Below are 13,353 nucleotides of genomic sequence, written 5' to 3'. Positions count from 1 at the left end.
GCCAACACCAACGCAGCCGGTGAGTATGTAAAAAGGGTCACTAACCGGAACCAGACCAAAACCGCCCCGCTAAGGCCGATTCAACAACCCATGGGGCAACTCAACGTGTGCAACGAGCCCGCCGCCACAACGGTTTCTCAACAGCAACTCTCCGCCGTGCAGGCGTGACATCGCCCGAGCCGAGGACAAGCCCAGGCCAACGCCACCGGAGTTACGATTACGAGAGGGTTCAAGTCGGAAGAATGGGGAAAAAACGTTTTCCAGCTCCGATTCAGGAATCCCTGGCCCTTCATCGCTCACCTCGATGCGAACCGAGCACGTGTCACTGCTCAATTTTATGCACGGTCGTTTCGCATACTTCACGGCATTTTCCAGCAAATTAGCAGTTATCCTTTTAATACCCACCGGGCGGCCGAAAAACACCAGATGGGGCGGGCCTGCAAAATCAACAACGATACCCTGATCGCTATAATCATCGATCACGGTTTGCAGCAGCTCTGAGAGATCAAAACTGGTGGCTTGTTCTTGCAGTGCCTCGTCGCGAAAAAAACCCAAAGCCGAGTTGATCATCGATTGCATTTCATCAGTGTCGCGGATCAGCTTGCGTTGCTGCTCAATGTCTTCAATAAACTCGCAACGAAGCCGTATGCGCGTGAGAGGCGCGCGCAGGTCGTGGGAGATTGACGCTAGCATGTGCGTGCGTTCGGCGATGAATTGCTGAATTTTGGCTTGCATGGTGTTGTAAGCAATAATCGCTTGGCGAATTTCATACGGCCCTTCGATATCAATGGGAGGCGCGTGTAGGTCCCCACCAAAGCGTTGCGCAGCGCTGGTGAAACGTTGCAGCGGGTTAGCCAGTTGGCGCGTGGCGAACCAGGCAACCAACCAAGTCGCAACCAGGCCAAGGGCAATAACGATGGCAAAGCGCAACGCAGCACTCATCCCCCAACTGCGTTGCGGTGGCGTAAACGACAACCAGCTATCGTCGCTCAGTTGTATCAACATGACATAGCGAGCTTGCGGGCTATCCGCGGGCCAATTGGCGGGCTGTAAGACTTCAATTTTGTGATCTGTCTCCCCCAGCAACTCACGCAAAACCGGCGAACTATCAGGGCCTAACAAGGTACCAGACACAGGCAGTTCGAAGCCGCTTCGACGTTCGCGCCATTGCACCTCAAGTGTCGGATTGCTCGCTGCGTCCGACAACTGCGCGCGCATTGCAGGCGGTGCCGCCTGGATGACTCGCGTCGTAGCTGCGACCTGGTCCAGCAACCCGATTTGATCCACCGGGGGTTTGGCCCAGACTCCGGCGACCTGAACAAACAGGGCATAGAGTACGAGCGAAGACAGCATTGCCGCGACTATGGTCAATGCAATCCGGCGCCGAAGAGTATCTATGTGCGCAATCTGACGAATCACGTCCGCGTCACCTTGGCGTTGAACATATACCCACCATTGCGCACGGTACGAATCAGATCTGGACGTTTGCTGTCTGGCTCTATTTTTCGTCGCAGGCGGCTGACCTGCACGTCGATGCTTCGATCAAAGGCTTCATGATTCTGCCCACGCGTCAGATCGATCAATTGCTCACGCGTAAGGATACGTTCAGGGTGCTCAAGAAAGACCACCAGTAGATCGAATTCACCGCCAGAGAGCGGAATCATTACATCTGCGCACGAACGCAATTCGCGGCGCGTAACGTCCAGATGCCAGCCAGCGAAACGGATAACCAGCCGTGTGTCTTCGATCCGCGGGTGTACAGGATCATTGGCCCGGCGCAGCACCGCGCGTAACCGGGCAAGTAACTCTCTGGGGTCGAAAGGCTTGGTCAGGTAATCATCGGCACCCAACTCCAGGCCGACAATACGGTCACTCAATTCCCCCATAGCGGTCAGCATTACCACCGGAATACGAGTATTGAGCCTCAACTTCTGACACAGGCTTAAACCACCCTCACCCGCAAGCATCAGATCGAGAATGATGAGGTCCGGACGCTTGCGGTCGATTGCCGCCCACATTGCCTTGCCATCGGTGGCCAGTTCCACTTCATAGGCATGCATGAGAAAGAACTTCTCTAGCAGCAATAGGATTTCCACATCGTCGTCGACGATCAGTAACCTGCTCACATTCAGTGATCCATGGTGCAAAAAGGAAGGTATCTAAAACTATTCTGGCGTGACGGTCATTTATTTCAATCGTGAAACATTTCTGCTTTGCAGACATAAATCAGACATCTTCAGGCAAAAACACTCAGGCAAGCTGCGCGCAATCTATTCCGGAGTGCCCTCCATGCAGACATTGAGCAGCAAAGACACATGCACCGACGCTTTAATCCTGAAGCAGCTCACCAGCAAGGTCTGGAACAACGATCCAGTACTTTTTCAAGAGTCGCGCATGACACTTTCAAGCGATCGTGAACGTATCGTCCTGATCCGTTACATCGAGCATTACAGTCCGGGAAGTGGCCAATGGGTGGAGTACGCCTACTCCGTGCCGGTCTGCGAGTTCACTCAATGGATCATGGCTAATGGCGAACTGAAAATCGAGGACTCAGAGGGCCGCCCGGGCGTCTGAGCGCTGCAAGTACCATTAATGAAACATCGATTCAGGAACGCAAAAAATGGGAAGAAGTATCTCGCTACCGCTATTGGCGACCCTATCCATTTCACTCACTGCTTGTGCCAGTAAAACCATCACACCCGAAGAGTTTTCGGGCTTCTTGCATGACTACAGCCAACTGACGGAAAAAAAGCTTCCATCCGGGAAAAAGGTGCTGACTTGGGCGAGTCCGACACTGCATGCCCACCATTACACCCGTGTGTATATCGAGCCGAGCCTTTTTTATCCAGAAGTGCTACCGACCGAACGCGCTCCGCAGTCAACGCTCTCGGCCGTAACCCATTACTACGATACCGCCCTCAAACACGAACTGGGCAAAGTCATGACTGTCGTCGAAACCCCTGGCCCCGACACACTAACCATCAGGTCCTCCATCATCTCTGTCGCGGCCAGGACGCAGAGCTTGCGATTTTATGAGTGGCTTCCCGTGACACTGCTTGCTGCCGGCGTCAGCACGGCTACCGGCATCCGCGACCAGGACAGTGAAATCACCACCGAAGTGGCTGTTTTGGATGCCGTCGACCAAGACGTTGTGGCGCAAATAGTGCGCAAAGAAACTGGCCGTCCACTGGAAAATGACAAGCAGGTCATGACCCTGGATGATTTCAAGCCGGTGCTCGATGGCTGGGCCTTCGATATGCGACAGGCATACTCATCCGGCGGGAATTAAGTACTCATACGTTGGCATGCAACAATGCATGTCTCTTCAAGTATGGCCAGCGTATTCAGGTCCTTGGGCGCCTTGAAACCTACCGCTGACATGTAGTCGTGCTGTGGCTTCTCCAGCAGTTCGGGCTGCTTTATCACGTCAACACCCAGCGCTTCCCTCATGCCATGTAGTTGGCCCGGCCAGTGATCTGGATCAGACCGCACCCTTGCTACTTGGAGGCATCGCACGCCCATGGTGTTACCTGTTTTGCGGCCTGGGTATGAGGTTTGAGCGGCCGCAGGGGGGGAATCGACATCAGCAAAGGCGGGCCTGGTGGAGGAAATGAACTGCCCAATGATTTCCTTGACCACGACGCCGGATCTATCGGCTTTTTCACTTAGCCCGGGAACTGACATTTGAAGTTAAAAACGCGACTCCAAACCTGGACGTTCGCCTTGCCATCGAACGTCTGCCTTTCCTGATAAACTATGGCGCCTTACTGCCTGATCCGGACCTGTGCGCTGTAAGCGACAGAGCCGTTTTTGTGCTTGCGAGCAGTTATAAAACCCTTTTTTTCTGAGCCCTTGATTGAGGTTGCTGCATTTTAGCGACAACCCGTCAAAATCGAGCTTAAAAGGGCTAAACAGAAGTAAATGAGAGTTGCCCGAATGCACACCAAACCCGCAGAAAACCTAGCCCCATCAGCAAATCCGGTATCTAGGAGGTTTTCTGTTGCGCCGATGATGGATTGGACAGATCGCCACTGTCGCTTTTTCCTGCGCCTGCTATCCAAAAATGCGCTGCTGTACACCGAGATGGTCACCACTGGGGCGCTGCTCAATGGTGATGCCGAGCGTTTTTTGCGTCATGACGAAACTGAGCATCCGCTGGCCTTGCAGTTGGGTGGCAGTGTGCCGGCGGATTTGGCTGCGTGCGCGCGCATGGCTCAAGACGCAGGTTATGACGAAGTCAATCTTAACGTCGGCTGCCCGAGTGATCGGGTTCAGAACAATATGATTGGCGCTTGCCTGATGGCGCACCCCGCGTTGGTTGCAGACTGCGTGAAGGCTATGCGTGATGCGGTGTCCACTCCCGTCACGGTCAAGCATCGGATTGGCATCAACGGGCGCGATAGCTACGAACAGTTGTGCGATTTTGTCGGGACTGTGCGTGATGCAGGCTGCACTAGCTTTACTGTGCATGCGCGTATCGCCATTCTCGAAGGGTTATCGCCTAAAGAAAATCGCGACATTCCTCCTCTGCGTTATGACGTTGCCGCGCAGTTGAAGAGTGATTTCCCTGAGCTGGAGATCATTCTCAACGGCGGGATCAAGACACTTGAGCAATGCCAGGAGCATTTGCAGGTATTTGACGGTGTGATGCTCGGCCGTGAGGCGTATCACAATCCGTACATTCTGGCAGAGGTCGATCAGCAGCTGTTTGGCTGTATCACCCCTGTTATTTCACGCGCTCAAGCCCTGGCGCTGTTACGCCCCTATATCGCTGCTCATATCGCAGCAGGTGGTTCGATGCACCACATCACGCGGCATATTTTGGGACTGGGCCAGGGGTTCCCGGGCGCACGTCGTTTCCGCCAGTTACTGTCAGTGGACATCCATAAGGCCAAGGACCCACTGGCGTTGCTGGATCAAGCCGGGGAGTTGCTGGAGGGTCGCTGAAGTCGGGGTAATTAAAAAGGGGCCGTTCCTGCACAGGAACGACCCCTTTTTTATGTGCCGCACCCTGCTCAGTTGCGCTCGAGTGCATTCACCAAGTCATGGAACGCTTCGCGATTGGAGTCGTTGAGCCCCATTAGGATCTTGTGCGCTTCAAGCACTTTGACGCGAACCACTTCTTCGGACTGATCCTGTGAAGGCAAGTCCGTCAGGCATCCCGGGCACGGAATCGGCTGGCCAATGATGTTAAATACCTGATCGAAGCCCATCGACTCCAGCAGTCGGGTGATGTCTTCGTGGGTGGTGACAACCGTCGGCAGCAGGCCTATTTTTTGGCGCGACATAATCGACAGTTTCGCCAGCAAACCCAGTGTAGTGCTGTCGATACTGCGGGTCTCAGTGAGGTCAATCACAATGGCGTTGAAGTTCAACGCCGTGAAGATCCTCTCGATTGTTGCATCCAGTGCCGAACACAACGTCAGACGCACTTCACCCACAAACTTCAGGACAAAGGTGCCATCCTGTTCGGCGAACTGAATTCTACCGGTACTCATTTAAGATTCCTGCTTAACACCAACAGGGCGATATCATCCGGCATCTCCCCTAGCGTAGCTAATCCAAACACCTGGCGCAGACCATCCAGGCTGCCGCCCGCTGCCTTAACCAATTGAGGTAACGCAGCTTCTTTCTCTTTGAGCGTCGGCTCAGTCAAAAGGTCCAAAATTCCGTCAGACATCAGCGTAAGGCTGAAGGATTCCGGCAGTTTCAGAACCTGATCTTCATACGTGGCTTCGTTGAACAAACCAACGGGCAGCCCTCGCCCCTCAAGATAACTCACACTGTCTGGAGTGTAGAGCACCGGCAGTGGCAGGTGCCCGCCAATGCTGTAAGTCAGCAAACCGGTTTCTTCATCAATCACGCCGCCCACCATGGTCACGTGCTTGCCCAACTTGCAGTTGATCAGGCCACGGTTGATGTGCCCAAGCACCTCGGAGGGCTTGAACTCCGGCAACGTACCGTTGCGCTTGGATTCAAACAGCAAGCGGGTGGTCATGAACTTGAGCAACACCGTGACGAACGCTGAGGACGCACCGTGACCGGAAACATCAGCCAGGTAGAACGCGACCCGGCGCTCGTCGACCCGGAAGTAGTCAACAAAATCGCCAGACAGGTACAGGGACGGAATGATCTGGTGAGCGAAGTTGAAATCGTCAATGGACCAGGGGCTGACCGGCAGCATGTTCATCTGCACCTGACGGCCGGCGTTCTGGTCTTCCTGCAGCAAGTGCAGGCTGGCCTCAAGCTCCCGGTTGGCAGACTCAAGCTTATCTCGATAGCGCTTGTTTTCGAGCTGTAACCTTGCACGATCTAGCGCACGGTGGACCGAGTGCTCCAGAACGGCAAGGTCTTCAAGCGGCTTGATCAGGTAGTCGGCAGCGCCAAGACGCAACGCCTCGACCACATCGCTCATTACGCCCGCACCGGAAATAACGATCACTGGCGTCTGCACAGACCGCAGGCTGACCTGGCGAATCAGCTCCAGGCCACTCATTTGCGGCATGCGCAGGTCACAGATGACTAAATCCGGCTGCTCTTGCTCGAACACCTGTAGCCCTTGCAAGCCATTACTGGCCTGAAGGACGCTGAAGCCGCTGTCTTCCAAGTAGGCCGCCAGACTGGCGCGTACTACTTCGTCGTCATCAATGATCAGCAGCGTGGCACTGGTTTTTTGCATGTGGGCAAACGGCGCCAGAATTAGGTTGCCGCGAGATCTCGAATACGTCGGACTCACGACTGAATTGGCTTGTGAACATCCCTGATTCAAATCGACTGTGTTGCTCGATCCTACAAAGGTGCCCGTGTAAGGCGCAGACGGTACTCCCATCCGCGGGGGGTTTCAAGCTCAGGCCGATGGTGGTTTGAGGTGTTCGTCACGTTAAATTCCCACGGGTTATAAGAACCTCGTTAACGGCAACTAAAACCTAGGTCTGAAAGGCTCTAAAGCGGAGTATTTCTCATCTGCAACATTAAAAAAAACGGCCGCTCGGGCCGTTTTTTATACAAGAGTCGAAGGATTTAAAAGTCGTCGACTACCTGACCGTCCTTGACCTTGAATTCACGGTTTTGCAGGTACGCATTACGGATAAAGACGTACTTGTCGCCCGTGATCAGTTTTTCGGCTGACAACAAGCTGGCGCGGGTATCAATCAAGTCCATGCCGATAGTCATGTTACGGGCCGGCACATCACTGATGTAGCGGTACGGTTCGGTGAAGGAGTCCGGGTAGATACCCACGGCATCACGTACGGTGCTAGGGCCCAGAAGAGGCAGCACCAGGTAAGGGCCGCTTTCAACGCCCCAACGCCCAAGGGTCTGACCAAAGTCTTCGCTGTTGCGATGCAGGCCCATTTTGGTACCCAGATCAAAGAAGCCGGCCACACCCAGCGTGGTGTTGAGCAGCAGACGAGCGGTGTCTACACCGGCAGCATGGGGCTTGGCCTGCAGAACATCGTTGGCCAGGTTGCGGATGTCACCGATATTTCGGTACATGTTGTGGATGCCATCCTCCAGAAACTGCGGAGTGATGTACTGATAACCCTGAGCAAGCGGCTTCAGGGCATAGGTATCAAGGGTGTCGTTGAACTTGAAAACGACCCGGTTAAACCCTTCCCATGGGTCATCTTCCGTGGCGGCACTGGCAGCCAAGGGCAACATTGCCACACCGGCACATACAAATAGTTGAGCAAGACGATCAGTCCAGCGCATAGCAAAAACTCCCTGAAGATACTTAATACTTGGGCGCTATGCCCTGAGTCTGGCCATCAGTATAACGGCAAATGTCTTTTAGGCAGCCCCCAAGCAATACCCTAAACAGACTTGAGTAAAGGATAGACGTTCCTCAGCTCCAGGATTCTTTTAAAAACACCGGTTGGCCACCCAAAAAAGCAGGTACAAGGGATTGTGATAGAGATCATGCACTCCAGCCGCGAGTGGATTAATCTAGAAGCCCGCTTACAGACCTTTTGTTCATTGCGAAGGTCTATACCAGAGCCTATCAATAAAGGATGAATGCTATGCCTGCCCGCGAACTGCAACAACAACTCGACACCCTGCGCGAGCAACTGGAACAGAATCCCCCGCTCACTCAAGAAGAGCGTGATCATTTGAACCAGCTCTCGACCCAAATCCAGGCTCAAATCGACATTGAGAAAGCCACGAACGATTCCAGCCTGGCCGACAGCGTCAACCTCGCCGTAGAACGCTTCGAGGTCGACCACCCTACCCTGGCCGTCACGCTGCGCAACATCGTACAAACCCTGGGGAACATCGGGATCTGATTCCTCCCCGCCACAAACAATAAAGCCCCGGCTCACTGCACATGAGCCGGGGCTTTTTTTTACTGCTTGGCCAGTCAGATCACGGATTGACCGCTCAGTGCCAGGTCAAGCAACTCACGGTTGGCCACCGCGTACATCGCGTAGTCGTTGCCAGTGGCAGCACGCAGATCGACCAGCATCGAGCGCCAGCGCTCAACCATCGAGTTGTTCTGCTCAAGCCACAATGCCAGACGCCCTTCGATGTCCTCGGGAGCATCAGCCATCTGCAGCACCGAAACGGTAATTGCACGCTGCTGCCAGTCGATATCGTCGCGGAACGCTTCACGGGCCAGCGCCTGCCAGTTGTTTTCAACCGGCAAGTTGCTGATCTGCTGCAAGTACCAGGTCAGGTCCAGTGCGCTGCCCACGGCGAAATACGCCTTCGCCACATCGGCAGCGTTCTGGCCAGTCACATCCGAGGCTTCGATAATCGGCAACAAGGTATACAGGTGCGTAGTACCCGCCACCATCCGCGCCAGCAATTCCGGCACGCCCGCGGCCACGTAAGCCTGATAACGGGTCTGCCAGCCTTCGCGGGTCGGACCTTCCAGCAGTTCGTCGAGCTTGAGACCCAACGCTGCCAGATGCGGACCGAAATGCGCCACATCACGCGCCGCATCCAGTTCGTTACGACGGCTGCGCAGGAACCAGCGTGTAGCACGGCGACCCAGACGCATCAGCTCATCCATCAGCGCCAGCTGGATTTCAGCCGGCACCTGATAGTCCAGTGCTTCGATCTGACGGAACCAGTGCGGGAGATGGAAAATGTCGCGCACGATGACGTAAGCACCCGCCACGTTCGCTGCACTCATGCCGGTCGACTCTTTCAAGCGCTCAACAAAGGTGATGCCCATATGGTTGACCAGATCATTGGCGATCTGGGTGCTGACGATTTCGCGCTTCAGACGGTGACGACGCATGGCTTCGGCAAACTTGCTGACCAGCATCGGCGGGAACGCGGTTTCCATGTCCCGGGTCAGATAGTCATCATCGGGCACCAGAGAGTTGAGCAAGGCTTCCTTGAGGTCGATCTTGCTGTACGAGATCAGCACCGACAGTTCGGCACGGGTCAGGCCATGGCCTGCTGCAACGCGCTCGTTAAGCTGCTCTTCAGATGGCAGGAACTCAATGGCACGGTCCAGCTTGCCACGAGCTTCCAGATCGTTCATCAGGCGCTTGTATTCGGCAATCCGCTCATAAGCACGACGGGCCGCCAACGAAATGGCCTGGGTCTGCTTGTAGTTGTTGCCCAGCACCAGACCGCCCACTTCGTCGGTCATGCTGCCCAGCAATTGATTGCGCTGCTTCTCGGTCATATCACCGGCCTGCACAACTTCGTTGAGCAGGATTTTGATATTCACTTCGTGGTCAGAGCAGTCAACGCCGCCGGCGTTGTCGATAAAGTCGGTGTTGGAACCACCGCCATTGAGGTTGAATTCAACACGGCCCAGCTGGGTCATGCCCAGGTTGCCGCCCTCACCCACTACCTTGCAGCGCAGTTCATTGCCATTGACGCGCAACGCATCGTTGGCCTTGTCGCCGACATCGGCGTGGCTTTCGCTGCTGGCTTTGACGTAAGTACCGATGCCGCCGTTCCATAACAGATCCACCGGTGCCTTGAGCAAGGCATTGAGCAGCTCGGTCGGTGTCAGCTTGTCAGCAGTGATTGCAAAACGCTCTTTCATCTCTGGGGAGATGGCGATGCTTTTTGCGCTGCGCGAGAAGATCCCGCCGCCCGCCGACATGATGCTGGTGTCGTAGTCTGACCAGGCCGAACGCGGCAGATCGAACAGGCGCTGACGCTCAACGAAGCTGTTGGCAGGCTCCGGATTTGGATCGATGAAGATGTGCAGGTGGTTAAAGGCCGCAACTAATTGCAGTTTGTCCGACATCAACAAGCCGTTTCCGAACACGTCACCGGCCATATCGCCGACACCGACCACGCTGATGCTGTCTTTCTGGACGTTGATCCCGCGCTCTTTAAAGTGACGTTGCACGCCCACCCAGGCACCCTTGGCGGTAATGCCCATCTTTTTATGGTCATAACCGGCCGAGCCGCCCGACGCGAACGCATCGCCCAGCCAGAAGCCGTAATCGATGGCAATGCCGTTGGCGATGTCGGAGAAGGTCGCTGTGCCCTTGTCGGCCGCGACCACCAGATACGGGTCATCGTCATCGTGACGAACCACGTTCAAAGGCGGTACCAGAGCACCGTCCTTGAGGTTGTCGGTGATGTCCAGCAAGCCGGAAATAAAGATCCGGTAGCAGGCAATCGCCTCGGCCTGGATCTCGTCACGACCGCCGCCCAATGGCAAGCGACGCGGTACGAAACCGCCCTTGGCACCCACCGGCACAATGACCGAGTTCTTCACTTGCTGGGCTTTTACCAGGCCCAGCACTTCGGTACGGAAATCTTCTTCACGGTCCGACCAGCGCAAGCCGCCACGAGCCACGTTACCGAAGCGCAGGTGCACGCCTTCAACCCGCGGCGAATAAACGAAGATTTCAAACTTGGGCACCGGCTTAGGCAGCTCGGGGATCAGGTGCGGGTTGAATTTGAAGCTGAAGTACGAACGGTTGTGACCGTTGGCATCCGGTTGGTAGAAGTTGGTACGCAGCGTGGCTTTGATCAAGTCCAGGTAACGACGCAGGATGCGGTCTTCGTTAAGCACCTGGACGTCGTCCAGTGCCGTCAGAATGGCCTGCTCCAGACGCAGTTGCTTGTCTTCCAGGTCTTCGGCCGTCAGCTTGCGCGCCAGGTAGAAACGGGTCTTGAACAACCGGGTCAACTCGCGAGCGATATCGGTGTGGTTGTTCAGGGTGCTGGCGATGTAACCCAAGTCAAAGCCCAGGCGGATCTGCTTCAGGTAACGGGCGTAAGCACGCAGCAACGCCACATCGCGCCACGGCAAGCCGGCGGTCAGTACCAGACGGTTGAACGCATCGTTCTCGGCATCGCCGCGCACGATATGCACGAACGCATCCTGCAGCGTGTCGTTGAGTTGCTGGATATCCAGATTCAAGCCTTCACCCGCGGTGAAAGCAAAGTCATGGATCCAGAACTCACGACCATTGGCATGACGCAGGCGGTAAGGGAACTCACCCAAAACCCGCAGGCCAAGGTTTTCCAGAATCGGCAGCACATCGGACAGCGCGAGTGGCGTATCAGCGTGATACAGCTTGCAATGCAGTTCCTGACCGGCACTTTGACCCAGCGGCTGATAGAAACTCATCACCAGCGGGTTTTTTTCGCTCAGGCTCATCAGGTGCTGCATGTCGACCACGGCAGAATGCGCGGCAAAGCGCTCGCGGTAACCTGCCGGGAAGCCTTTGGGGAAGTCAGACAGCACTTTGGTGCCGTTGGCCTCTCCGAAGCTTTCAACCACCAGGCTCGCATAGTCGTCCTGCCAGCTGCGGCAGGCCTGAACCACTTCTTTTTCCAACAGCAGCGGGTCGATATCGATCCGATTCTTGGGATCAACCCGCAGAATCAGTTGCACGCGGGCCAGTACCGACTCTGAGAAGAAGGTCCAGAACTCGCAATCAGAAGCCTGCAGACGCTCCATCAGCACCTGCTGGATCTTCTGCCGCACCTCGGTGGAGTACACATCACGCGGCACGTACGCCAGGCAGTAGCAGAAACGGCCATACGGGTCTTTGCGCAGGAACACGCGAATCTTGTTGCGCTCCTGGATTTGTACGATCGACATCACGGTGGTGAACAACTCATCCACCGGCGTCTGGAACAAATCGTCACGGGGCAGCACTTCAACGACCTGGGCCAGTTCCTTGCCCAGGTGAGCCTTGGGCTGGAAGCCGGAGCGACGCTCGATTTCTGCAACCTTGCGACGGATATAAGGGATCACCCGCACGCTTTCGCCGTACACCGAGGAGGTGTACAAGCCCATGAAGCGGCATTCCTTGATGACCTTGCCGTCGGCATCGATCTGACGGATCGACACATAGTCCGGGTAAGCCGGGCGATGAACGCGGCTTGGATGTGCCGCCTTGGCAAACGACAACAGGGTCGGCATGCGCAGGTAGCTGACGGCGTAATCTTCAATTCGCAGGTCTTCGGCAGTCAGCCCCGCGCGCAGCAGCTTGGTCAGACCGAGGAAAGAGTCGGCGTCATATTCAATATGCCCGCCATCTGCCTCGTCACGTACCACAAATTCTTCGTAGCCCAGGAACGTGAAGTGGTTACCCACCAGCCACTCCAGGAAGCTTTTGACTTCGGCTTTCTCATCGGCATCGACGGCGTACTGGCAGTTGTCGACACTGGCCAGCAACTCCTGCACCTTGGCCTTCATCGGCTCAAAATCAGCCACCGCCACGCGCACTTCACCCAGAACCTGTTCCAGTTCCTTGCTCAGCACATTCAATTCGGCAACATGGGCGCAGCGATCGATTTCCAGGTACATCAGCGACTCTTGCGAGACGCCTTCGCCAGCAGTGCCCTTGGGCAGGACCTCCAACAACTCGCCCTTGCTGCCGCGGCGAACGCTCAACACCGTGGTTTGCAGAGTGTGAATGCTGTAACCGCGACGGTTCAGCTCGGTACGCACCGAGTCCACCAGAAACGGCAAGTCGTGATGCAGCACTTCAACAGCAGTGTGCGTCGACTGCCAGCCATGGCGTTCGTAATCAGGGTTAAAGACCCGCACTTGCGGCTGTGCAGGGTCGAAGCGTTCCAACAGACGCCAGGCCGACAGTGTGCAGCCGGCCAGGTCGGACATCCGACGTTGAGTGAGTTCATCCAGAGAAATGATGCCGAAGAATTGCTCAGCGAACAGCGCCACTTGTGGCAGTGCCTGTTCACTGATGTGCTGCGCCAGTGCTGCTTGCAGTTGATGCTGGAAGTCGGCTTTGCTGGCTGCGGTGAAGAACGCCATCTGTGGTACTCCGCTTGGGCTTGTTATTGAGAGAAGCGTCGCATGCTGTTCCCGCGTGGGGAGCCGCCAATACTGTGCAAGGTCTATCTTGGCCGTTCACCTTCAACGCACAGCATGACAGGGAGGTGAAGCTGGCCGTG

10 protein-coding genes are annotated in these 13,353 nt (G+C 55.7%); 4 read left to right on the top strand and 6 right to left on the bottom strand.

Features of this window, described 5'->3' with window-relative positions; genetic code table 11:
* Nucleotides 1-69: 69 nt before the first annotated feature.
* Both RGV06_RS00185 and RGV06_RS00180 read right to left on the bottom strand, forming a co-directional pair.
* Nucleotides 70-1,419 (bottom strand): ATP-binding protein, encoded by a 1,350-nt coding sequence (locus RGV06_RS00185; RefSeq protein ID WP_322149032.1) that lies wholly within the window; start codon nt 1,417-1,419, stop codon nt 70-72.
* Nucleotides 1,416-2,126 (bottom strand): response regulator, encoded by a 711-nt coding sequence (locus RGV06_RS00180; protein ID WP_322149031.1) that lies wholly within the window; start codon nt 2,124-2,126, stop codon nt 1,416-1,418. The genes RGV06_RS00185 and RGV06_RS00180 overlap by 4 nt, the downstream gene beginning before the upstream one ends.
* 163 nt (nt 2,127-2,289) lie before the next feature.
* On the opposite strand from RGV06_RS00180, the gene RGV06_RS00175 reads away from it, so the two are divergent.
* The 3 genes from RGV06_RS00175 to dusA all read left to right on the top strand — a co-directional run bounded on the left by RGV06_RS00175 (nt 2,290) and on the right by dusA (nt 4,947).
* Nucleotides 2,290-2,574: a hypothetical protein gene (locus RGV06_RS00175; RefSeq protein WP_019821873.1), complete on the top strand. Its 285-nt coding sequence runs from the start codon at nt 2,290-2,292 to the stop codon at nt 2,572-2,574.
* Between the two features lie 46 nt (nt 2,575-2,620).
* Nucleotides 2,621-3,289, top strand: a complete 669-nt coding sequence (locus RGV06_RS00170) for a DUF3313 domain-containing protein (RefSeq protein WP_322149030.1) — start codon at nt 2,621-2,623, stop codon at nt 3,287-3,289.
* A 647-nt stretch (nt 3,290-3,936) separates the two neighbouring features.
* Nucleotides 3,937-4,947, top strand: coding sequence for a tRNA dihydrouridine(20/20a) synthase DusA (dusA, locus tag RGV06_RS00160; RefSeq protein WP_322149028.1), 1,011 nt, complete (start codon nt 3,937-3,939; stop codon nt 4,945-4,947).
* A gap of 68 nt (nt 4,948-5,015) precedes the next feature.
* On the opposite strand, the gene rssC is transcribed toward dusA, so the two are convergent.
* The 3 genes from rssC to RGV06_RS00145 all read right to left on the bottom strand — a co-directional run bounded on the left by rssC (nt 5,016) and on the right by RGV06_RS00145 (nt 7,710).
* Complete coding sequence (gene rssC, locus RGV06_RS00155; RefSeq protein WP_019821881.1) at nt 5,016-5,498, bottom strand: anti-sigma factor antagonist RssC; 483 nt, start codon at nt 5,496-5,498, stop codon at nt 5,016-5,018.
* Complete coding sequence (rssB, locus tag RGV06_RS00150) at nt 5,495-6,679, bottom strand: two-component system response regulator RssB (protein WP_019821883.1); 1,185 nt, start codon at nt 6,677-6,679, stop codon at nt 5,495-5,497. The genes rssC and rssB overlap by 4 nt, the downstream gene beginning before the upstream one ends.
* 341 nt (nt 6,680-7,020) lie before the next feature.
* Nucleotides 7,021-7,710: a VacJ family lipoprotein gene (locus tag RGV06_RS00145; RefSeq protein ID WP_019821884.1), complete on the bottom strand. Its 690-nt coding sequence runs from the start codon at nt 7,708-7,710 to the stop codon at nt 7,021-7,023.
* A 308-nt stretch (nt 7,711-8,018) separates the two neighbouring features.
* Between RGV06_RS00145 and RGV06_RS00140 the strand changes: the two genes are divergently transcribed.
* The gene (locus tag RGV06_RS00140) at nt 8,019-8,282 is read left to right on the top strand and encodes a DUF4404 family protein (protein ID WP_019821886.1); all 264 of its coding nucleotides are present in this window, start codon (nt 8,019-8,021) and stop codon (nt 8,280-8,282) included.
* 74 nt (nt 8,283-8,356) lie between these two features.
* On the opposite strand, the gene RGV06_RS00135 is transcribed toward RGV06_RS00140, so the two are convergent.
* Complete coding sequence (locus RGV06_RS00135) at nt 8,357-13,213, bottom strand: NAD-glutamate dehydrogenase (protein WP_019821888.1); 4,857 nt, start codon at nt 13,211-13,213, stop codon at nt 8,357-8,359.
* Between the last annotated feature and the right edge of the window lie 140 nt (nt 13,214-13,353).

The sequence above is a fragment of the Pseudomonas sp. CCI3.1 genome (genome assembly GCF_034313985.1).
Lineage (GTDB): Bacteria > Pseudomonadota > Gammaproteobacteria > Pseudomonadales > Pseudomonadaceae > Aquipseudomonas > Aquipseudomonas psychrophila.
Note: the sequence above shows the minus strand (reverse complement) of the source record. Positions and strands in the feature narration are given on the sequence as shown.